The organism is Secundilactobacillus paracollinoides DSM 15502 = JCM 11969, assembly GCF_001311135.1.
In the GTDB taxonomy this organism is placed as follows: Bacteria; Bacillota; Bacilli; order Lactobacillales; family Lactobacillaceae; genus Secundilactobacillus; species Secundilactobacillus paracollinoides.
Map to the genome: position 1 here is coordinate 54,069 of NZ_BBAG01000003.1, position 22,501 is coordinate 76,569.

Annotated in this window: 16 protein-coding genes, 1 tRNA gene and 8 pseudogenes; 11 read left to right on the forward strand and 14 right to left on the reverse strand. The window is 46.5% G+C overall.

From position 1 onward, the window contains the following. Positions 1–22 precede the first annotated feature (22 nt). The 3 genes from JCM11969_RS02290 to JCM11969_RS16920 all read left to right on the forward strand — a co-directional run bounded on the left by JCM11969_RS02290 (position 23) and on the right by JCM11969_RS16920 (position 853). Complete coding sequence (locus JCM11969_RS02290) at positions 23–388, forward strand: hypothetical protein (protein WP_054707741.1); 366 nt, start codon at positions 23–25, stop codon at positions 386–388. Between the two features lie 22 nt (positions 389–410). Then, entirely contained in the window at positions 411–542 is a 132-nt protein-coding gene (locus JCM11969_RS19550) for a hypothetical protein (protein WP_263849985.1), read from the forward strand. 155 nt (positions 543–697) lie between these two features. Next, positions 698–853: a 50S ribosomal protein L4 gene (locus JCM11969_RS16920; RefSeq protein ID WP_082409133.1), complete on the forward strand. Its 156-nt coding sequence runs from the start codon at positions 698–700 to the stop codon at positions 851–853. Between the two features lie 143 nt (positions 854–996). Here the strand turns inward: JCM11969_RS16920 and JCM11969_RS20650 are convergent. Further along, positions 997–1,439, reverse strand: a pseudogene (locus tag JCM11969_RS20650) (universal stress protein). A 287-nt stretch (positions 1,440–1,726) separates the two neighbouring features. Between JCM11969_RS20650 and JCM11969_RS02300 the strand changes: the two are divergent. The 5 genes and pseudogenes from JCM11969_RS02300 (at position 1,727) to JCM11969_RS02315 (ending at position 4,077) form a co-directional block, all read left to right on the forward strand. After that, positions 1,727–2,275 carry a GNAT family N-acetyltransferase gene (locus tag JCM11969_RS02300; protein ID WP_054707745.1) on the forward strand — a complete coding sequence of 183 codons (549 nt, stop codon included), beginning with the start codon at positions 1,727–1,729 and terminating at the stop codon, positions 2,273–2,275. 632 nt (positions 2,276–2,907) lie between these two features. Beyond that, positions 2,908–3,321, forward strand: a complete 414-nt coding sequence (locus JCM11969_RS02305) for a Rossmann-fold NAD(P)-binding domain-containing protein (protein WP_054707747.1) — start codon at positions 2,908–2,910, stop codon at positions 3,319–3,321. Next, on the forward strand, positions 3,311–3,625 hold the full coding sequence (locus JCM11969_RS19565) for an NAD(P)-dependent oxidoreductase (protein ID WP_054707749.1): 315 nt from the start codon (positions 3,311–3,313) through the stop codon (positions 3,623–3,625). The genes JCM11969_RS02305 and JCM11969_RS19565 overlap by 11 nt, the downstream gene beginning before the upstream one ends. Before the next feature lie 53 nt (positions 3,626–3,678). Then, a pseudogene (locus JCM11969_RS20195) lies at positions 3,679–3,795 on the forward strand (phosphoglycerate dehydrogenase); the annotation flags it as partial. A 194-nt stretch (positions 3,796–3,989) separates the two neighbouring features. Next, positions 3,990–4,077: transfer RNA gene (locus JCM11969_RS02315), tRNA-Ser, on the forward strand. A 349-nt stretch (positions 4,078–4,426) separates the two neighbouring features. On the opposite strand, the pseudogene JCM11969_RS02320 reads toward JCM11969_RS02315, so the two are convergent. From JCM11969_RS02320 to rnz, 4 genes and pseudogenes are all read right to left on the reverse strand, one after another. Next, a pseudogene (locus JCM11969_RS02320) lies at positions 4,427–4,944 on the reverse strand (adenine phosphoribosyltransferase). A 15-nt stretch (positions 4,945–4,959) separates the two neighbouring features. Beyond that, a pseudogene (recJ, locus tag JCM11969_RS19570) lies at positions 4,960–7,286 on the reverse strand (single-stranded-DNA-specific exonuclease RecJ). Next, positions 7,283–7,537 carry a lipopolysaccharide assembly protein LapA domain-containing protein gene (locus JCM11969_RS02330; RefSeq protein WP_054707752.1) on the reverse strand — a complete coding sequence of 85 codons (255 nt, stop codon included), beginning with the start codon at positions 7,535–7,537 and terminating at the stop codon, positions 7,283–7,285. Before JCM11969_RS02330 ends, recJ begins: the two are co-directional and overlap by 4 nt. A gap of 114 nt (positions 7,538–7,651) precedes the next feature. Next, positions 7,652–8,595: pseudogene (gene rnz / locus JCM11969_RS02335) on the reverse strand (ribonuclease Z). 259 nt (positions 8,596–8,854) lie between these two features. On the opposite strand from rnz, the gene JCM11969_RS17525 reads away from it, so the two are divergent. After that, on the forward strand, positions 8,855–9,004 hold the full coding sequence (locus JCM11969_RS17525) for a hypothetical protein (protein WP_156319233.1): 150 nt from the start codon (positions 8,855–8,857) through the stop codon (positions 9,002–9,004). A 130-nt stretch (positions 9,005–9,134) separates the two neighbouring features. Beyond that, positions 9,135–9,893: a hypothetical protein gene (locus tag JCM11969_RS02340; protein ID WP_054707755.1), complete on the forward strand. Its 759-nt coding sequence runs from the start codon at positions 9,135–9,137 to the stop codon at positions 9,891–9,893. Between the two features lie 388 nt (positions 9,894–10,281). On the opposite strand, the gene JCM11969_RS18520 is transcribed toward JCM11969_RS02340, so the two are convergent. From JCM11969_RS18520 to JCM11969_RS02365, 6 genes and pseudogenes are all read right to left on the reverse strand, one after another. Further along, positions 10,282–11,019, reverse strand: coding sequence for an SGNH/GDSL hydrolase family protein (locus tag JCM11969_RS18520; protein WP_225353094.1), 738 nt, complete (start codon positions 11,017–11,019; stop codon positions 10,282–10,284). Then, positions 11,013–12,197: an acyltransferase family protein gene (locus JCM11969_RS18525; RefSeq protein WP_225353095.1), complete on the reverse strand. Its 1,185-nt coding sequence runs from the start codon at positions 12,195–12,197 to the stop codon at positions 11,013–11,015. Before JCM11969_RS18525 ends, JCM11969_RS18520 begins: the two co-directional genes overlap by 7 nt. 52 nt (positions 12,198–12,249) lie before the next feature. Next, positions 12,250–13,547: pseudogene (obgE, locus tag JCM11969_RS02350) on the reverse strand (GTPase ObgE). Positions 13,548–13,658: 111 nt separating this feature from the next. Next, positions 13,659–15,458, reverse strand: a pseudogene (gene uvrC / locus JCM11969_RS02355) (excinuclease ABC subunit UvrC). A gap of 469 nt (positions 15,459–15,927) precedes the next feature. Beyond that, positions 15,928–16,677 carry an amino acid ABC transporter ATP-binding protein gene (locus JCM11969_RS02360; RefSeq protein WP_054707758.1) on the reverse strand — a complete coding sequence of 250 codons (750 nt, stop codon included), beginning with the start codon at positions 16,675–16,677 and terminating at the stop codon, positions 15,928–15,930. After that, a pseudogene (locus JCM11969_RS02365) lies at positions 16,667–18,152 on the reverse strand (ABC transporter substrate-binding protein/permease). Before JCM11969_RS02365 ends, JCM11969_RS02360 begins: the two are co-directional and overlap by 11 nt. 233 nt (positions 18,153–18,385) lie before the next feature. Here JCM11969_RS02365 and JCM11969_RS18175 point away from each other — a divergent pair. Beyond that, complete coding sequence (locus JCM11969_RS18175) at positions 18,386–18,556, forward strand: SPJ_0845 family protein (RefSeq protein ID WP_169790395.1); 171 nt, start codon at positions 18,386–18,388, stop codon at positions 18,554–18,556. A gap of 471 nt (positions 18,557–19,027) precedes the next feature. Here the strand turns inward: JCM11969_RS18175 and JCM11969_RS02370 are convergent, their stop codons facing one another. The 3 genes from JCM11969_RS02370 to JCM11969_RS02380 all read right to left on the reverse strand — a co-directional run bounded on the left by JCM11969_RS02370 (position 19,028) and on the right by JCM11969_RS02380 (position 22,423). Next, a complete protein-coding gene (locus tag JCM11969_RS02370) occupies positions 19,028–19,627 on the reverse strand; it encodes a TMEM175 family protein (protein ID WP_054707761.1) in 600 nt (199 codons plus the stop codon). Between the two features lie 109 nt (positions 19,628–19,736). Continuing rightward, positions 19,737–21,119 carry an argininosuccinate lyase gene (argH, locus tag JCM11969_RS02375; RefSeq protein WP_054707764.1) on the reverse strand — a complete coding sequence of 461 codons (1,383 nt, stop codon included), beginning with the start codon at positions 21,117–21,119 and terminating at the stop codon, positions 19,737–19,739. Beyond that, a complete protein-coding gene (locus JCM11969_RS02380) occupies positions 21,119–22,423 on the reverse strand; it encodes an argininosuccinate synthase (protein WP_054707766.1) in 1,305 nt (434 codons plus the stop codon). The genes argH and JCM11969_RS02380 overlap by 1 nt, the downstream gene beginning before the upstream one ends. Positions 22,424–22,501: the final 78 nt, after the last annotated feature.

The following is a 22,501-nucleotide window of genomic DNA, read 5'->3' on the forward strand; positions in this document are numbered from 1 at the left end:
TAACCGTATTGGAGGGATCACGTTGAATCAATACACTATTAACTTTAGTAATCGTGTGACGCACGAAACGGTCACCATTTCGTACAAGATTATTTTGGCCGATCCCGAAGAACACAAAAGTATCACCCAAGTCGGCAGCGTCTCCTACCAACGGTTCGCCTCACAGCATATTTTCTTTCAGTCTGGCCAACCAGCGCTCAACCTCATCCGTGATATTGACGACGCGATGGACGCGGACAAATACCGTCTCGCTACGATCAATTTTGCTTCCAGCGAAGATGAACACGTTCTAAAAGTCCCCTCGAAGGAAGCAATCGTTCAAGTTGTCGCTGAACATCAGGGTGACTCACCACAGATCAAGGTCGCGCACCAACTGCTCCTTGGCTAATTCAAATAGGAGGCTGTAACTTATGGCAGATGCCAGCTTTGAAACAACGTACAGTACCTTTATCGATGCCTTTACAAAGCTCGATTATGATCAACAGCAACAGGTTCTTCAAGCCCTTAATGAGTTGTCGGCAGCAAGAAAGAACCGTCATTAAATTAATTGTATATAGCAATAGTGAAAAAGGCTGGTATTCCTGATACCAGCCTTTTTCCTTTTATTAGCAATACTCACCGCAATAACCATCAAGCAATTATTATCGTTATCTTGCGTTGAAGCGTATACTGAACATAAAGGGAGGTCCTCATTACCATGACCGAAGAACCAAAGAAATCGACCTTTAAAAAAATCGCACGAGGCGTTCGTGGCACCTGTCCACAATGTCGCCGTCCAATGACAATCTATCACGGCATCAACCACTGTCCTTCATGTGGCTATATTTTTAAATCTAATTTTGACCCTAAATAACCACCTAAAAATGATCCAGCTGACACCCCTTTTGGCCGTCGAGCTGGATCATTTTTGAGTCTTATTTTTTAGCTTTAGTCACGACTACACGGTATCCTGGTGGGCAATGTGAAAAGCTGCTTATTGGTTGTCCCTGCTGTTGGTTACGCCTCCGGATCTTCTTGCGCATTGACCACCAGCACCCGAACAGTGGCGTGGCGCACCACATAGGCAGTGGTCGATCCAATGAGTAACCGATTGATTGCATCCGCCCCCGATTTACCAATCACGATCAGATCAATGTCTTCACTCTGACAATAATCCACAATGACATTTTTCGGGATACCCGTTTTGATCACACTCGTTGTCTGAATACCGGCCTTATCAGTGATTGCCCGCCTTGAGCGAGTAATCTTTCTGCCCGCTCACGATAATCTTTTGTAATATCTGTTGCAATGCTCCCTGACGCTGCAATCCAGTTACTATTGTTCACCACTGTCAGTAACGTTAGTTTCGCGCCAAAAACACGACTTAGTTCAATAGCTTCTTGAAGCGCCTGATTTGAATTTGCACTGCCATCTAAGGGGACTAAAATGTGTTGATACATTATCATGACTCCTTTCGGTAGGTACTGCCGCCGGGTGTCTGTTCTCGCTGTTTCATCCTATAGTGTTATTATCACCAAATAATGCCAGAATAGCAATGTAAATGCCCACGTTTTCATCCCATTATTTTCCCAATTTGGAACACTATCGCCAACGAGAAAAACAGACAGTTATTAGTAAACTGTCTCGTTTATGAAATTTTCATCATCTCGAGTCATTAACGCTAGCAATTCCGCTCAGAATCAGTTACATTAGAGCATGTGATTTCTTTGCAAAGGAGTGTTTACAAATGCAATTAACAAAAGCAACCATCGCCGATTTAGACAATATCATGGCGATTTTAAGTGACGGGCGTGATCAGCTCGCGGAAAAAGGTGTCGACCAGTGGCAGGGGGACTACCCTTCCGCTGACCAAATCACTGACGACATCAATCACGGCTTTGCATATCTTGCCCATGCCGACGATAACCAAACAGTTGGGGCGATCGCAATCGTCACAGCACCAGACCATTCATACGATACCATGACGGGCGACTGGCTGAATCATAACGACAACTACCTGGTGATTCACCGGGTCGCTATCCATTCAAACCACGGTGGCAAAGGCTATGCAACGCAACTATTTGAAAGTGTGATCAGTCACGTTGAGGCCAACCACCCTGAAATCGATAGTATTCGCATTGATACCCACGCCGATAATAAGGCCATGCAACACCTGATCGATAAAATGAACTTCACTAAAGTCGGTGAAATTTACGGCGTCTATCACAAGGATGATATTAGTTACGTATATGAACGACTGACGTCTAATCCAAAAACGATGCCCCATGCCAGCTAAATTCACCACCAACGTCTGAGAGATGATCTCAGACGTTTTTTATGCACATATTCTTTTGATGACACAAAAAAAGCCCATTCCTCACGGGAATCGACATCTTTTGGTAGTTGAGAATAAGTACGTTCGTACTGGAAAGTATGTTGACAAGAATACACCCAATAAATTTATTTGTAAACAATTTGTACGATAATTTTCGACTTTTAAAGCGCTATCATCTTGTTTTTTGGCAATATTAACTTTTGTGTTGGCAAAACAACTCGCCGAATCCCTTTTTTCAACCCATGCTAAATAAAAAGCGCGCCCACCACACCGGTGAACACGCTTAACCATTTATTTACCTAACATGAGTCCCATTGTACTCAAGTTATTATGTCATTTTATGCCGGTTTCTACTAAATTTCAAGAGGTGTTTTGTACTGGTATTGCCAGTTGAGACAGTATTTCAATCAAGCCGTACTTTGCCTAATAGAATGCTGATTTAAGCTTGTTTTAAGGCCATCGAAGTTATTATAATAGTGACAATCACTAATCACTAAACTGAACTTAAATATCGCTATAGGTGTGTTCACTTCAACAATATCGCTATCAACAGTGCTATTCTTGAACCGCATCTAGGCAAAAGGATGCGTAATATGACCGAAAAAATAATTATGCCTGCCGTGGCAGACGACCTCACCGACCATTACCTGACAAAGCAGGGCTTTGAAGTCTTGACCGTTGACAATCCAGACGCAGAAAATATCCTAGCGACTGCTCCGGACGCTGCCGCCGTCATGATGATCAGCAATAAAATTCCCAATTCGTTGTACGATAAAATGCCCAACTTAAAAATTATCGCTCGGCGCGGTGTTGGGTACGACAATATTGACGTCGCATTTGCTGCGAAAAAAGGGGTTTGGGTAACGAATACGCCCGGTGCCAACGCTGTCAGTGTTGCTGAGGCTGCTGTTCTGGATATCATGCTGATGGCCCGGCAATTCGATGCCATTTCAAAAAAAACTGCGCGCCGGCGACTGGACTGGTGGTTACCACATCATGGGGCATGATTTAATTGGGGCAACAGTTGGTATTGTTGGTTACGGCCATATCGGTCAAGCAGTCGCCAAAATTTTAAGCAGTTTTGGCGTTACCGTTTTGATCTATAACCGGACCCACTACGAGACCGCCTATGGCGAATATGTCGACTGGGACACCCTCTTTAAGACAGCCGACTTTGTAACCCTTCACCTCGCAGCTGTCCCAGAAACGACGAAAATCATCAACGCGGAAACACTCGCTCTAATGAAGCCCACCGCCTCGCTAATTAATTTGGCCCGTGGTGCGATTGTAGACGAGAAAGCACTAGAGTAACTGCCCTACGTGAGAAAAAGCTCGCAGGCGCCGCTTTAGACGTCTATGAGAAGGAACCCATCACCACGGACAATCCGCTTTTATCCTTGGACAACGTTTTCGTAACCCCTCACGTTGGATCCAACACCGTTGAATCCAACCAACGCATGGCTATGGGCGCTGCAAGATGATTGAACAGGTTCTTCGGGGGCAGAAACCGCAGTGGGCCGTGAATGCGCCTGAAGTGTAATTAATATAATTTAATTTCAAAAAAAAGACGCGCTTTACCTCTTTGTCAAAACCGTTAATCTCAATAGTTAATGATGACTAAAACCCTTGCAAGTTATCTCAGTTTTGGTATAATTATTTAGTGTTGTTAGTTAATGGAGAGTTGGCAGAGTGGTAATGCACCGGACTCGAAATCCGGCGAACCGGCTAATACCGGCGCGCAGGTTCAAATCCTGTACTCTCCTTATATTTTTAAAGGTTTTGACGACCATTTGATGTGGTTGTCAAACCTTTTTTTGTTTTTAATTCTGTCTCGTGTTGATGTGGGAATGAAACTATCAAAAAAGTGTGGTAAGTCTACTTGTCCAAATAGGATTTGTAAGCTTACCACACTTTTTATTCACGTTTTTCAATTTGATAATGATTATTTTAGCATTTGGATTTCTAGCAGTCGAGGTGAAATGCGTTCTGCAGCCATGGTGGCCACGTAACATGGCTTTGGGAAAAATGGCAGTTTAGGCATTTTTTGTTTTACTTTCTATTAGCCTCGAGCCGAAACGTGTTCCGCCCTCAAACCGCCTTGCTCCACACTCTTTAATACTCCATCAAACTAAAAATATCATGCCCCTTAATCTTATCACGGCCATGAAGGTCCTTCAGTTCAATAATAAAGGCAGTTCCCACAACGATACCGCCAAGGTCTTCAACTAATTGAATCGTTGCAGCAATTGTGCCACCCGTTGCCAACAAGTCATCAGTCACTAAGACACGCTGACCTGGCTTGATTGCATCCTTGTGCAAGTACAAAGCACTTGTACCATATTCAAGGCTGTACGTTGCTTTAACAGTCTCTCGGGGTAACTTCCCTCCTTACGAGCTGGTGCAAAGCCAACGCCTAATTCATAAGCGACTGGGCAACCCACGATGAACCCGCGAGCTTCTGGGCCCACAATCATTTCAACGTTCTTGCCACGCGCGTAGTCCACCAGCTGGTCAGTTGCATAACGGTAGGCTTCACCGTCTGCCATCAATGGGGAAATGTCCCGGAACATCACGCCGGGTTCTGGATAATCTGGAACAGTCGCGATGTATTGGGTTAAATCAATTGCCATTTTAAATAAACTCCTTTATTTATCGGCTGTAAAGCTCGTCAAAAGTTGTTTTAGAACCGCTGATTCGCTATACAGTAGCTGTTTCTCGGTTTCAATCTGGGTTTGTCGGGATTGATAACTCGGTGCCGTTTCGATCTTCTGATTCGCCGGCTGTGCAATGGGGGTTAATTGACCGTTCTCAATGGTTACAAAGTGCAGTTCCGAAAAGATCTGAAGCATTAAAACGAGTTGACTGGCGTCGATCTTCAAATAGGCGGCTAATTCAGCCATCCGTTTGCCAACGTCCACGTTTTGATGCGTTTTAACGAACCTAAACAGTTTAGCATATTGTGCGCGTTCTGGCATCCCCAAAAGGTAATGACTTTGCTTAAGATAAAAATAAGCAACGATTCGATCAGCCGTAATATGGCCCAAAACCCGCTGTAGATCAGCAATTGAGGCAGGACAATCCACTAAAAATAGCGTGTTGATCTTTTGGTCAGAAATTTCTTGTCCAGCCGTAACAACGATACTTACCGCGGTTGGCGGCAATTGCGTTCGGAGTTGCTCGTAGACTCGTTGATTAAAGAAGACATAGGTACCAGCTTCACTGAACATCGTTTTGTGCAGCTGCTGAGTCCGTTTATCTTCAACGACCATGCCGGTTACAGCGATATCTTTAACCATCAACTGCATGTTGGTCCGGCCCTGCCACACATTAATGTCGATCTGTGCCAACAATTTCACTTGATCAGGCGCACTGGCTAACACCGGTGCAAGCGCACCCTGGCCAAAATCAATGGCATCCACCGCCTGACCGTTATCTTCGACCTTAAACTTCAAATGTTTGCCGTCAGCCCCGATGGCCTTCACATTTTGTAAGGTTTCAGGATCGAACGCAAACAATGGGACCGGGTTATCGGTACCAAATGGTGCGAGAAGCTGAAGTTGTTCATACAACGGCATCGTCACCTTGTCAGCCGTTAACCGTGCGGCAACGTTAAGCTGGCCCTTAGGTTGATCAGTGAGATGCTGCGTTTCAGCAGCGTCATCAAACGCCGTCTGAAGTGCCGTTAGCTGATCGGCTTTGGCCGTCATTCCGACGGCACCAGCGTGACCCCCAAAGGCAACCATCAGGTCACGGTGCCCATCAAAGGCTTCAAATAAGTTGAAACCAGCCACACTTCTACCGGAACCCTTGGCGGTATTGCTATCAGGATTCACGTTCAAGACGACGGTCGGCTTCCCCATCGTTTCAACGACCTTGCTGGCGACGATTCCTAAAACGCCTTCGTGCCAGTGTTCACCTGTAATGACCAATGCTGGGTGGTCGCGGTGATCAGCATCCTGTGCTTGTGTCAAAGCTGTCTCACTAATATCCGCAACCAGTTGCTGGCGATACTTATTCTGTTTTTCAGTTAGTTGCGCAAGCTCACTTGCCCGCTCATCGTCCAGGGTCGTTAACAACTCAACGGCCGGGGCGGCATCATCTAGGCGTCCCAGTGCGTTGAGTCGCGGTGCAATGCCAAAACCAATGGATTGTTCCGTTAATTGGCTGGGATCGATGCCCGCGCCCTGCATCAGATTCACAAGGCCCAAACGATCCGTTTGCGCTAAAATCTTAAGGCCAAGGGAAACGAGGACCCGATTCTCGTCCACGACTGGCACAAGGTCAGCAACCGTCCCAATAGCAGCAAGATCTAAGAGTTCCTGTGGGACCTCTTCTAATAGTGCAGTGGCCACTTTAAAAGCCACCCCAGCACCGGAGAGCCCCCCAAATGGGTAATCTCCTTCTGGATGCCGCGGATGAATCACGGCTGCAGCGTCCGGTAACGTTTCAGGCAGTTCATGGTGGTCAGTCACCACCACATCGCATCCCAGTTCATTAGCACGAGCAATGGCATCATGACCAGAAACCCCGTTGTCAACGGTAACGATCAGTTGGGTACCCCCTTCAATCAGCCGCTCAAACGCTGCTGTGTTAGGGCCGTACCATCTACAAACCGATTGGGAATAAAGTAGTCAACGTTAGCACCGAACTGATCAAGCGTTTCATACATGATGGCCGTACTTGTCACACCATCCGCATCATAATCACCATAAATCGTGACTTTTTCAGCGTTCATGATGGCGTTTTGAATCCGATCGACCCCCTTTTGCATATCGTGCATCGCAAATGGGTCGTGCAATTGACTCAGGTCTGGCGTCAAAAACGTCTGCATTGTGTCAATGGTATCGTACCCCCGATTGATCAAAATTTGCGCGATCATCGGGTCAATCTTCAGTTGTTCAGCGGCCTGTTGGGCTGCTTCCGTCGGTTGGTCAACATCTTTGACCTGCCAATCATAGTGCGATTCGATCACTTACGGTCATCCTTTTCGTTTTGATCCTGCGTTGTTTGAGCCGCCTTGTTTTGCTCAGCGACCGCCCCAGTAATACGCCGGTTATGCTGTTTGACAGTTTCCGGTTCAAGCTTAGTTGCCGGTTGATCAGGCTGCTGTTTGTCCTGCCGGCGTTTTTGAAAATGCGTCACCGTCGTCAGCAAAAACATCAGCAGTGCACCAATGAACACCGCACCCAGCAACACAATGACCAGTGGCCAGCGAACGGTCACGAACCAAAATTGATTGGGACCGGTGTCACGTTTAAAATCGAAAAAACGGCAATAATGATAATCAAGATAATGCCTAATATCAACTGTCCTTGACGTTTCAACCCCATCGTCCCCCTAGTTTGTTTGACGTTCTTTATCAAACGGAATATCGATTAAATCGAAATCCTTAACGACCTTCGTCCGCGGAAAGATCGACTTGGCCTGTTTTTCAAGCTCTAACGCCATTTTTCCGGTATAACGTGCCGAAATATGGTTGAGCAATAGCCGACCAACGTGCCCGTCACGGGCGATATTTGCAGCCTGCATATTTGTTGAGTGGTAGTAGTTATGTGCTAAATTGGCTTCGTCCTTCGCAAACGTGCTCTCGTGCACCAGCACATCCGCATTTTCAGCCAACACACTGCTATTCGGTGTCCGTCTGGTATCACCTAAAATCGCGATAATTCGGCCTTTCTGTGCGTGCCCGATATAGTCGTGACCGTTGATCACCCGACCGTCAGGCAGTGTGACCGTTTTTCCAGCTTTCAGCTGGCCGTAGACGGGACCGGACGGAATCTGGTCCTCCCGCAATTTATCAACCATCAATTCACCCTGATGGTCGTGCTCTTCAATGCGATACCCAAAGCATTCGATCTTATGATCCAGCTTGCGCGCATAGACGGTAAACTTATCATCGCTATAGATTTCACCTTCGTTTTCAATTTCAACAAATTCAATGTAGTACGACAACTTGGTTTCGGAAACCTTTAAGCTCGTCAACACAAAGTTGCGAATGCCCTTTGGACCATAAATCGTTAATTTTTCGTTGCCACCCTGAAATGAGCGACTGCTCAGCAACCCAGGCAGACCAAAAATATGGTCGCCGTGCAGGTGGGTAATAAATATTTTATCAATTTTACGTGGCCGAATGGTCGTCCGTAAGATTTGATGCTGCGTGCCTTCACCGGCATCAAACAGCCAAATTGAATTCCGTTCTTCAAGTAGCGAAGTGCCAAACTGCTGACGTTTCTAAATTTTCCCGGGGAACCAGCACCCGTACCTAAAAATTCTATTTGCATTTATGTCGTCCTTTTCTAATGTTAAGTCCGCAGGTGAGCGCAATGGTCGCCATAACTGAGATGTTCATTTCAGTTCGTCACCACCGCTCACCTCAACCTTACAATTGTAGCATATGCCACCCTAATTTTCGTCCTTTAACGTCGATTAAAATTGGAATCTTTGCTGTTCCTTTCTGAACTGCGAAGATGGTGGTTCTGCCAAAGTACGGTATAATGAGATACGACACACCATGGTATCAGCAATATCAAGGAGGCCAGCATGAACGTCATTGAATTAAAGATCCTGACCAGTCACTTTGATCCCGCATTGAAGATTGCTTTGGATCAGGATCCATTGTGCCGATTACGCGCATCACACTGGATCATGACGGCTTTCAGTTTATCAGTCAGGCCGGGCATGAGCCTTTAGATCTGGCCACATTGAAGCACCAAACAAGAGAGTTAAAGGGGCAGCCGACCCTCTTTTATCAGGGGCAACGACTATTTGGCTTTCGCCATAGTCAAAAATGGCTGTTATTTAAATAAGGGGGAATCATCACATGAGTCATCGCAATCACTTGTGGGTCGCCGGTCTAGCCGTCATCGCTATTTCCTTAGCCGGCTGCCAGCAATCCACCAAGAGTCAAGCAACCTCGTCGGGATCACAATCCTCACAGGCAAGCCAGTCTTCAACAAAAAAGGCAGAATCTGCGGCGAGTGCGTCGTCGTCTAACAACACCGCTGCAACAATGAAGAATTATCAAGTACCAGCTAGTGAAAAACAGAAAAAATCGTATGTTAAGTCTGGCCTGCTCACGATTCCAGGTGAATTTTCGTACGACAAAGCGGGCACAAAGTTAACGTTGAAAAAGAAACAGAACTCCACTCGAAAAACGGCTAGTACCGGATTAAGTTACCAAATGATCAGTACCAAGATGATCACGAACAGCGCCAAAACGTCGGCGGCTAAGCAAATGGCTGAACAGGCCTTTAATGTGACCACCATCGCTAACCCCTACCAGACCATTCAGATCAACTTTAAAATTAACAACCAGCTTGATCAAGATGTTCGGACTGATGGGATCAATAAGGTTGTCTTTAACGGCACCAATACTGCAACAAGTGCCAGCGGTCTCAGCGACAGCAGTGCTGGCCAGACCATTAAGGCACACCAAACAAGAACCTTTCACGCCATGGTGTTGACGGGAACCGCTGACACTACTGTGACGAAACTTGCCATTCAGTTTTCCGGCAGTTTTTCTGCTAATGGTGAAAAACGGTCTTCGTCGCCGAAGACGTTGGATGTTGCATTGAATTAGAGATTCTTTGAATAATTGAGACACAAAAAGACCGGGAATTGACGTTCCCGGTCTTTTTGTGGTTTTATGGTTTCGTTGAACCTGATTATACAATTGACACATTGCATGTTAGGCAGTTCTGGCACTCAAGCCACATCTGGTTATAAGTCCGTGCCTTTCTTGGCTGCCTTGCCAAAACACGGTACAGAAGGCAGGCGTTGCATGTAAGGCACTTTCGGGACCAAATCCACATCTGGTTGAAGGCCGCGCCTTTCTTGGCTACCTTGCCGAAACGCGTTTCGGAAGGCAAGGGGCGGCCATGTAAGGGACTCTAACAAAAATGCCAAGTTCAGGCATTTCTGTTAGAGCCCCTTACATTCTGCCCCTTAAGCGCCTTCCTCCACGCTCTTTAATCCGTCATATGCTTCGCCACCAACGCCGTAAAGTACCTATTCCCTGTTGGGTTGGGGTGCACATTGTCGTTATAGAACCAGCTCTTATGGTCGGCGCTCAAACCGTGCCAATCGATTACTGTCACGTTTGAGAAACGCTTGCTTGCTTCGTGGATCGTTGTATTTGTTTGGGTTTCCCAATTTCTTGTTGGGACGTGCGTGGTTACCCAGAAAATATGCCGCTTTGGACCAATTGCGTGAATCACATCATTGATCTGCTGCGTGGTCATTGGGCCATTTGTTCCCAAATTGATCAGCACATTTTGTGACAGCGCGCCCTTTGCCTCTAACCCGTGGATCTCAGACGGTGCTTGCCAAACTTGACGGCCAACTTTCGCCATCACATAGGTGTTTGGAAAGACCTGACGTAAATCCGTTGAGACGTCGACCATGACCGAATCACCAATCGCTGTTACCGGCATATTTTTTGCTGTCAGCAATTGCGTTTTGGTCAGGTCATAGTCCTTTGCTACACTGCGTTGCTTAGACGTCAGCTTAACCTTGGCGTACTTACTTGCCGCCGTCTTCGGCTTAGCGGCCTTCTTTTGGGCCGTTTTTTGCTTCGATAAAACAGCCTCATTATCCTTCGTCACTGTTTTTTGGTTGCGCTGAATATGATTCTGAAGCGCGTTATCCTTTGCTGGTAAGTGGTTTGGCGCCGCTGCTGCACCATAAAGGGCAATCAATGTCACCATGACTGCCGGAATAGCGACCCACCGTTTCCAACCATATTGAGACTGCGAGAAAAACAGTTTTTGACCAACTGTGGCAATTCATGATAGTGATAGTGCCGTGTTGGTGACTCTAGGTACCGGTAAGACAGATCGCTCACCACTAAAATTAAAATGGTTTCGATCAACGCATTTAAGACTGGATGTGCGGCAATGTTTGTCACCCGTGCCTCATAAAAGATCATGATCGGGAACTGGTACAGGTAAATACCATAACTGCGTTTCCCGACCCAATCAAATAGCCGGTTGGTCAGCACCTGGTTCATAACCCCTGCCGGATGTGCGACCGTGGCGACTAGTACCGTTGACAGCAGTGTAAAGATAAACATGCCGCCGCGATAGGTAAAGCTCGTTTCACCAGAAAGTTTAAAGAACAGGATCACGATCAAGATAAGACTCACAGCACCAGTTATATTCAAAGCGCGGCGTGCCTGATCTGGCAATTCCGTTTTGAGCTTGGTTGCGGGCCACATAAAGGCCAGCCCGACACCCAGTAAAATGGCAAACATTCGCGTATCCGTCCCGTAGTACACCCGGTTCGTATTAGCAGGATCGTAGAGAACTGCCATCGCAATTGCGGACAGAACCGCCACGCCGATGACCAGATAAAAGATCGTCTTACGCTGATGGAACACATAGAGCAGCGCAATTAAAATCAGTGGCCAGAACAAATAGAATTGACCTTCGATCGACAGCGACCATAAATGGGTAAACGGTGATTCGCCGTTAAACCGGTCAAAATAGGATTGGCCGTGACCAATTTCCCACCAGTTGTACACGTACAGCAAATTTGTCCAAATAATTGACTTCAAATTCACAAATAATGATCGCTGAAACAGGGTAATGTACGCTGCAGTCGTTAAGACCATGGTCACTAACGCCGGGTAGAGGCGTTTCATCCGGCGCCCATAAAAGGCCCAAATGTCGATCGATCCGTTTTGCTCGTACTCCTGTAACAGCAGATCCGTAATTAAATATCCTGACACAACGAAAAATATTGGTACCCCCAAATAACCACCTTTTAGGCTGTAAGGTAGCAAATGGTACACAATAACACCAATAACTGCAATCGTTCTAATGCCATCAAACCCTGAGATGTAGCGGCTGTGTTTTAGCCGCTTGCTCCCACTTTGTTGTTGCATGATTCTCCCCCGTTCTCCTTTAATCACAACCTAATGTCGTTCATTGTGTTACTTATTCAACGAATTCAAAGGTAAAGTCATCAATTTGAACGAGATCACCATTCTTTGCGCCCTTTTCTCGTAGCGCATCATCAACACCCATTCCCCGCAACTGACGGGCAAATCGAAGGGTGCTTTCTTCGTGGTCCATGTTGGTCATCTTAAATAAGCGTTCCAACTTCTCACCACTAAGGACCCAAGTCCCGTCTTCATCCTGTTCAACTGTAAAGTCGCTATCAGGTTCGGTCGGCAGACCCAATGCTTCATCCAGATCATCCAAGCCCTTTACAGGGAATGCTGGCGTTTGGTCAAGAATTTCAGCCGTTTTAGCAATCAGTGGTTGCAGCCCATCATGAGTGACACTCGAAATCGCCATCACAACCGGTGGTGTTGGCAACGTATGGTCGTCAGCCAACTTCGCCTTAAGTTGCTCAAGGTTCTCCTTAGCATCTGGGAGATCCATCTTTGTCGCCACCACAATTTGTGGTCGGTCCAACAGCGCTGGATCATACTTCTTTAACTCTTCATTGATCTTTAAAAAGTCTTCATACGGATCGCGTTGCTCGTATCCGCCCACGTCGATCACGTGCAACAGAACACGGGTCCGTTCAATGTGGCGTAGGAATTCGATACCGAGGCCAACCCCGTTAGCGGCGCCCTCGATCAACCCAGGAAGATCCGCCACCGCAAAGTCGTGATCCACATCAATGCGAACCATTCCAAGGTTTGGCGATAACGTTGTAAAGTGATAATCCCCAATCTTTGGTTTGGCATCCGTGATCACTGAAAGCAATGTTGACTTTCCGGCCGAAGGAAACCCAATCAACCCCACGTCGGCCAACAGCTTCAATTCTAGTCGGACTCGGCGTTCTTGACCAGGTTCACCGTTTTCAGCAAGCTCGGGAGCCGGGTTCTTCGGCGTCGCAAAATGGACGTTGCCCCGTCCGCCACGACCACCTTGAACGGCAACGATCTCATCATCTGGATCAACCAGGTCCGCGATAACCGCGTTCGTTTCGTCATCAATGATGGTGGTTCCTGTGGGACGATAACGATCTTATCGTCTGCACCGCGGCCAGTCATGCCTTTGATGCCGCCGTTTTGGCCACTATCAGCTTTAAATTTTTGGTTGTACCGGAAGTCCATCAACGTCCGCAAGCCAGTGTTCACTTTAAAGATCACACTGCCGCCACGGCCGCCATCACCACCAGCAGGCCCGCCATTTGGCTCATATTTTTCGCGACGGAACGCAACCATCCCGTTACCGCCGTTTCCTGCTTTTACATTTATCGTTACTTGATCTACAAACATATTTTATTCTCCATAACTCTTCTAAACTAGTTACCTTGCCTGTGTCATTATCTAATGAATCCAGGAAAATTACCATCATAAATTGGAATATTTTCACTGAAAATGATAATTTTACGATTTTTCGACCTTTTGCGGGGTCTCATTGGCAAGTGTCAGCTTGATTGTATCCACCACAGTGTGGGAGATGCCAAGCTTCGTGAGTTCTTCCGTATCCGCATCCGCAATCTTTTTCAGGGAGCCGAACTTCCGCAACAACTTTGTCCGGGTCTTTGGCCCAACCCCTGGAATATCATCCAATCGCGAACTGAGGGAATGCTTGGTATGGACTTGGCGATGGAAGGTGATGGCAAACCGGTGCACTTCATCTTGAATTCGTTGCAGGAGATAGAACCCCTGTGACTTAGGATCAAGATGCATCGGCGTATCGTTGACTTCGGACAGCAGGTCGGCCGTCTTGTGCTTGTCGTTCTTGACCATCGCCGCTACAGGGACGTTCAAGCCCAACTCATTTTCCAGCACATCACGCGCTGCATCCAGCTGAATGTCGCCACCATCCATGAGAATTAAATCTGGCAACTCAGTGTGTTCCTTGAGCACCCGACTATACCGTCGCCGAATGACTTCCCGCGTGCTGGCGGCTTCATCCGCATGGTCCACCGTTTTCAGTTTGTATTTCCGGTAAAGATTCTTGTTTGGCTGCCCATCCACGAAAACCACCATGGCAGACACTAGATCAGCCCCTGAATATGAGAGTGGTCAAAGGCTTCGATCTTGTGTCCCGGGCGAATCCCTAACGCATCCGTAATTTCCTTCATCGCACCGGTCGTTTTTTGTTCATCTAGCTCCAATAGCCGGAACTTCTCTTCCAAAACAAGTCGGGCGTTCTTGCCCGCCATGTCCAGCAGCGCCCGTTTTTCACCCCGCTGCGGCGTCCGAAACGGCACCCCGAGCACGTTACTTAAGACGTCCTTAGGCATCTCTTCCGGGACTAGAATTTCCTTTGGCAACACGCTGTTCTTTCGATTGTAAAACTGCGTGATAAAACTACTCATCTCAGAGACCGCATCATCACAATGGGAAACAAGCGCTTCTCTCGTTTGATCAAACGGGTCTGACGAATGAAGAAGATCTGAACGGATAACCACCCCTTATCGAGATAAAAATTAAAGATATCTCGCGGTGTCTTATCTGTTGAAATGATCTTTTGCTTTTCAACCGTCACCTCAATGTAGTGCATTTGATCACGGATCTCAGCAGCCCGTTCAAATTCCAGCTTATCGGAAGCCGTCTTCATCTGACCGTTTAAGTGCCGCTTGACCTCAGCGACATTTCCATTCAAGAAAGACTTAATGCGTTCGATTTGTTTTGCATATTCTTCTTCCGGCACCTCTTTAAAACAAGCACCCAAACATTGCCCCATATGATAATAAAGACACGGACGGTGCTGAAACCCATTACACCGACGTAACGGATAGACCTTTTGCAGGAAGTGCAACGTTTCTTCTGCCGCGTAAACGTTCGGATACGGGCCAAAGTAGTACGCGCCATCTTTACGCACCTGACTCACAATTTTTGTTTCTGGATCTCGTTCGTTCGTAATTTTAATGTAGGGATAGCCCGTCCCCTGCTTTAATTTAATATTGTAATGCGGTTGATGTTTTTGAATCATCGTAATTTCCAACAGGAAGGCTTCCTTGTCATTGGAAACGATGATCGTCTCAAAGTCCGCAATTTCAGATACTAACCGGGCAGTTTTGCTTCGTGACTGCTCTTAAAATAGGAGCGGACCCGGTTCTTTAAATTTTTAGCCTTACCCACATAAATGATGTGCCCGTTGATATTTTTCATCATGTAGATGCCAGGCAGATCAGGCAGCAACGCCAGTTTATGCTCTAAGTATTCAGATGCCACGCTGAGCCCTCCTTTTTACAATGCGCTCGATTGTTCAGAAGCCCTATTATAACGCGAATACGTGTTTGGTTCAATGGAAGTGCGTGTTTGGTATGGGATACCCCCTTATCACTTTGTCACACAGCCAATAAATGGTTGTAACCGACAGAATTCACTTGTGCGTAGTTTAGCACAGTTTGTGACAAACGGGGCCGTGTTTGCACCTTGTTTTCTGATTGGTTCATTCACAAAAAAGGGCCTTGCAACCTGGGTGGTTAGGCAAGGTCCTTTGATTTTTGAGTTTTATGGTTTGACATGTTCGCTTGGGCACGATTTTTGGTGTCTTTGATTGTTTATTATGGATTAGACTATTCTCAGTTACAACAAACAGAATGGTTCTTGCTGCGGCTTTCTTGGTTACGTAGCCGAAACGCGTTCAGCAAGGCACGGGGCTAACGTGTAACGCGCACTGACCGCCTTGCTTCACGCTCTAGGCATTAATAATCTTCCCAATAAAGTCCTTCGCCCTGTCGTTTTGCGGGTTGTTGAACAATTCGTTTGGTTCGTTCTTTTCCAGGATATAGCCATCGGCCATAAACCAGACCTCGTCGGCCACCTCACGCGCAAAGCCCATTTCGTGAGTCACAACGACCATGGTCATCCCTTCATCCGCCAATTCCTTCATAACGGCCAGCACTTCGCCGACCATTTCAGGATCCAACGCACTGGTTGGTTCGTCAAACAACATCACTTCTGGATCCATTGCTAAGGCACGCGCAATCGCAACCCGTTGCTGCTGGCCACCTGACAAACTGCTTGGATAGACATCCGCTTTTTCTGCTAGGCCGACCCGTTCCAGTAATTCTGTTGCCTTCTTTGTAGCGTCCGCATCACTCATATGCTTCACCCGCACCGGCGCCAGTTTCAAGTTTTCGATAACGGTCATGTTGGGGAACAGGTTAAAACTCTGGAACACCATCCCCATTCGTTCCCGCAACGTGGTCAGTTCGTTGGTTTTTAACGACACCAGGTCAGTGCCTTCAAACAAGACGGTTCCCGATGTGGGTTTTTCCAACAGATTCAGACACCGCAAGAAAGTACTTTTCCCGGCACCAGAAGGCCCGATCACACAGATGACTTGCCCCTGATTAACGACGCCGTTGATATCCTTTAAAACGTCTGCTGAATCATACTTCTTCTCTAAGTTTTTAACTTCAATAATTGGTTTACTACTTTGCATGGTTCATCTTCCCTTCGTAGTGGTTCAAAATTCTGGTTAGGATAAAGGTCATGATGAAGTACAGGATCATCGCGATGAAGACTGGCATTACACCACGGTAAGTATCTGCCCGCACAATGTTTAACTGGTAGATCAGATCCGTGACCCCAATGATGGACACGATTGAACTTTCCTTAATCAGGGAAATAAATTCGTTCCCAAGGGCTGGCCAGATATTCTTTAAGGCTTGTGGCATCACCACGTACCGCATCGTATCTGTTCTGTTTAACCCCAGTGATTGAGAGGCCTCAGTTTGTCCCTTAGCAACGGAATCGATCCCGCCACGGATGATTTCCGCGACGTACGCCCCACTGTTCAAGGATACCGCAATGATACCAGATAACAAGGCCGGCAAATTAATAATGATCCCGATTCCAAAGTAAACGAACATCACTTGAACCATCAACGGTGTCCCACGAACGAATTCAATGTAGGCAACGGCAATGGCGTGCACCAGCTTATTGTGGCTGAACCGCATCAGTGCCAGAATCGTCCCAAGCAGAACCCCAAAGACAACTGAGATGGCTGAAATGATCAGGGTGTATTCGACCCCTTTTGCGAAGTACTTCCAGTAATGGAACATGCTGGTGTTGTTCGTGTTGGTCTTCATGTACGTCCCGGCGGTCTTGAGATAGCCGTCAGTCAGGTTTTGTTTCTTGATCTGGTCAACGCTCTTATTCATGGCATCGATCAGGGCTGTTGATCCCTTTGGCGCGGCAATCGCTGCCCCAACATCGTTCTTATTTAATTTATAACCGGAAGGAATCATCGCTAAGCTTGAATCGTTTTCGACGTAGGCCTTAGCAGTTGGGGTTTCCATCCCGACAGCTGCGATCTTGTGGGTCTTTAACGCCAACACAAGGTCGGTGTTCTTATCCATCCCCTTGACGGTCACGCCGGGGATTCGTTGTTTTGCTAAATCATATTGGAGGGTCCCAGTTTGGCACCAACCTTTTGATTCTTAAGCTTCGCTCGGCTGTAATACTTCAACTTTTCAGCTTGTTAACAAGGAAGCTTTGACCACCTGAATAATAAATGTGGGTGAAGTCAACGGATTGACGCCGCTTAGCCGTCGGGTTGATTCCCCCAATGGCAACGTCAGCTTTACCAGTTTCAATCGCAACCAGCAACGAGTCAAAGCTCATGCTCTTCACGACAAGCTTAACGCCCAAGCCCTTGGCAACTTTCTTGGCGACGGACATATCCATCCCAACAATTTTACTGTTCCCATTTTTAGTGGTTTGAAATTCATATGGTGGATAATCTGGTGATGTTGCCACCACCAGTGTCCCCTTTTGCTTAATCTTTTGTAAAGAATTATCAGCCGCATAAGCTGTTTGGTCGTTGGTTGTCACATTGCTGAAACTGACAAAGAATAATAGCGATAAACATAATGCAAGCACGACTTGCAACACGTGTTTCCCCTTAATGGTCATCCGCGAACTTCCTCTCTAAATTTGTATCCTCTAATTTTTGATACTATTAACAATACACCATTCACATTCTTTATGCAATAAAATTTAATAAAAAGACTTTTTTATACACATATTATTGATGTAACCGCTTTTTTATTCAAAAATAATCTGAGATTTATTTATGAGAATCCGTAAAAAATGACAAATGGCGCAAATTCTGATAAGATATAGTCCAAAGTAAGGAGGCATCAACCATGGGTCTTAAGGTAAAACGACAAGATAATCTCGACTCCATGTTCGGCAAATTTGCTGAAATGGATTTAAAAGACGACAAGCGCGATAAGTTCCTGAAGCGCGATGAACAAAAAGATACAACTAAGGCAGCCAAAGATTTGATTAAAGAAAAGCGGAGTTACCACAAGTAGAGTGCGGAACAAAGCGGTTAGAGGGCGGAGCATAAGTTAACTCTGACAGAAATGCCTGAACTTAGGCATTTTTGTCAGAGTTGGCTTATGCAGGAGCCCTCTGCTTTGTGGAGCACGTTTCGGCGTGGTGGCCTAGAAAGACTAGCCAATATAAAATAAAGAACACTCAATTAACTCGCGATGTTATCCGCTGGTTAATTGAGTGTTCTTTTTGGTTGTCTTTAGTTGATTGTTTTTCACGGCTAACCATTTTCAGTACTGAGTTAACAGCAACGGACCAAAGTCAAACCTGGACTTACCGGACTTAGACAGCCGAGTAATTTTGGCTACTGCGCTCCCTTTTTACGTAGACTAAACGTGTTCCGCAAAGCAAGGGGCGGCCATGTAACGGACTCTGGCAAAAAATCCAGACCCGGGATTTTCTGCCGGAGTCCGTTACATTCTGCCCCTTAACCGCTTTGCTCCACACTCTCACCCATCCAACCGATCACTATCCTCATTAAACCGCATCCCAACAAGCACGATCTGCATCACCACGACCACCATTTGTAAAGCTGGCAGATACATCAGAATGATCACCATCACAATCGTTTGAATCAACACCAGCTTCCAGTTTGTGAGATAGCGGTAAATATTCATCCGTTTAATATTGGTGGCCACCTCAGGATGGCCGCTCGCTTCGTTCGCTTTGATCAGACTTCTCGATAATTCAACATAAGCAAAACTCCACGCCGAATACACGATGAAATAAAAAATCTCCGGTCCCTGTTTGTTAATACCGCGACCAACCCAAGCCGTTGCCACAGGTAAAAACGACGTCGTAAACATCCAGAAGTTGTTTGTCCAATAGATGTCACGCGTAATATGGCGCGTTTGCGTAAACATATAGTGGTGGTTATACCAGGCAGTCCCGATGAATAAGTAACCGATCGCATATGAAATAAGATAGGGTAACTGTGCCAGCATGGCTGACAACTGAAACGACTCTGGTACCTTAAACTCGAGAATCATGATTGTTAAAATAATGGCTAAAACAGCATCCGTGAAGGCTTCAATTCGTCCTCTATTCATTTTGCGCACACCCCCGTTTAATCCAGAATACCCCACCATTATCCATATGCCTATTATTCCGTCTCAACGCATAAAAACAGCCAAGCATGTGCTTGGCTGTTTTTATACATTATAAACTCAATTCTTGCTTTGCAACTTCAATTTGGTGACGAACCTGATCAAACCCAGTACCGCCCTCGGAATGCCGGCGTTCCACCGCAACTTCCGACTTTAAATCATTGTACACGTCGGCTTCGATTGCTGGGGAGGCCTGTTTAAGGTCATCTAGGGACATATCCTGCAGATTCTGGTGCGTTTGGATGCCCTTGAGCACCAATTGACCAACAATCCCATGTGCTTCTCTAAAGGGAACCCCCTTGGCAGCTAAGTAGTCTGCTAACTCAGTCGCGTTTGAAAAGTCATTTTCGGTCGCATGCTGCATATTTTCTTTCTTAACGGTCAGCGTTGACAGCATCCCGTTGAAGACCCGCAGTGCTGGCAGCAAGGTCTTGACGGTATCAAATACGCCCTCCTTGTCTTCCTGAAGGTCCTTGTTATACGCCAACGGCAACGACTTCATGGTAGCCAATAAGCCCATTAAATGTCCATAGACCCGGCCACTCTTACCGCGAATCAGTTCCGCCATATCGGGGTTCTTCTTCTGCGGCATGATAGAGCTGCCAGTAGTGTAGGCATCGCTGAGTTCCAAATACTGGAATTCATGGCTCACCCACATGCTGAGTTCTTCACAGAACCGCGACAGGTGCATCATGAGAATCGAGCTGTTGCTGAGAAATTCAAGCGCAAAGTCCCGGTCAGAGACAGCATCTAGCGAGTTTGCGTACACTTCAGAAAATCCGAGTGTTTTCGCCGTCATTTGCCGATCGATTGGAAACGTGGTCCCCGCAAGCGCAGCTGCGCCCAATGGCGACATATCGGTGTGCTTCTCGTTGAACGTCAACCGTTCCTTATCACGCTTAAACATTTGGTAATACGCCATCAAGTAGTGGCCATATGAAATCGGTTGGGCGTGCTGAAGGTGGGTGTACCCCGGCATAATCGTTTCAACATTTTCTTCAGCCATCTTCACGAGCGTCGTTTGAATCGTCGTTAATTCATCAATGACCTTGGGCAACCGTTTCTTTAAATATAAATGAAAATCAGTTGCCACTTGGTCGTTTCGTGACCGGCCCGTATGCAGTTTCCCAGCAACGGCGCCGATCCGCTCCGTTAAGATCGATTCAATATTCATGTGGATATCTTCGTTTTCAACGGAAAATTCAAGGTTGCCAGCTTCTAAATCGGTCTGGATACCCTCCAAGCCAGCAATGATCTGGTCACTGTCGTCAGCGGTCAGAATCCCGGTAGCCTTCAACATCTTCACGTGGGCCAGTGACCCTTCGATGTCTTCCTCGGCCATCAGTTGATCAAAGGAAATGGAGGCACCAAAAGCATCGACCCAAGCGGCAGCCTGTTCCTGAAACCGACCGCCCCATAGCTTTTTGGTACTCATTATTTAGCCCCCGTTTTTTCGGATTCAGCCTTCTTGTCGGTCTTCACAGCGACCTTGACCTTACTCTTGGCATTCTTGGTCACAGCGTTCACAAAGGCTGATTGTTGGTTCTTCATCTTAACTTGTGAGTATACCTGAGTTGGTAAGCCCCAAAGCTTAATGAAGCCTTTAGCAGCAATTTGGTCAAACGAATCTGAAGCCGTGTAAGTTGCCAGGTTCTTGTCATACAATGAATTGTCTGACTTCCGACCAAGTGTGATCACGTTGCCCTTAAAGAGTTCCACCTTGATAACGCCGCTCACAACTTCCTGAGTCGTTTTTAAGAAGGACTGTAAGGCGCCCATCAATGGTGAGAACCATAACGCGTTGTAAATCATTTCGCTTAACTTGTCTTCTACAACGGGCTTAAAGTGCGCCAGATCACGTTCAAAAGTCAGGTCTTCAAGTTGTTTGTGGGCCTTCATCAAAACGGTTGCTGCGGGTGCTTCGTACACTTCACGAGACTTGATACCGACTAACCGGTTTTCAATGTGGTCGATCCGGCCAATGCCGTTTTCGCCGGCAATCTTATTTAAGTCTTGAATCAGGTCAGCCAGTTTCATTGCCTTGCCATTCAGCTTGGTTGGGACCCCTTTAACAAACGTAATTTCAATGTCCGTCGGTGTATCTGGAGTCTTATCGATTGGGTTGGTCAGTGCATAGGCATCTTCAGGTGCTGAAACCCATGGGTCTTCCAAGACGCCGGCTTCGTTAGCCCGGCCCCAAATGTTCGCATCGATCGAATATGGTGAGTCCAGATCAATTGGAATTGGAATATTGTGTTCCTTAGCATAGTTGATTTCTTCTTCACGAGACCAGTGCCAGTCACGAACTGGACTTAAAACTTCCAGGGCTGGATTGAGGGCGTGAATGGCAACCTCAAACCGAACCTGGTCGTTTCCTTTACCAGTGCAACCATGGGCAACGGCGGTAGCATTTTCTTGTTGTGCAACTTCAACAAGTTTTTTACTGATTAATGGACGGGATAATGCTGAAATCAATGGGTATTCACCCTCGTAAAAGGTATGACCCTGTAACGCAACCAGCGCGTAATCTTCGGCGAATTCGTCTAAGGCGTCAATGACATAAGCTTTGACGGCGCCGACATTTAAGGCCTTTTCCTTGATGAAATCTAAATCTTTTCCCTCGCCGACATTAATACAGCAGGCAATCACGTCATAGCCCTTGTCTTTAAGCCAAGGAATGGCAACTGAGGTATCTAAGCCTCCGGAATATGCTAATACTACTTTTTGGTTTTCTGTCATATGATTATCCCTCTCATTTCTTAATTTCAACTTAATAAATTAGAGGTTAACACCTTTATTCAGAAATTACAACCTTTT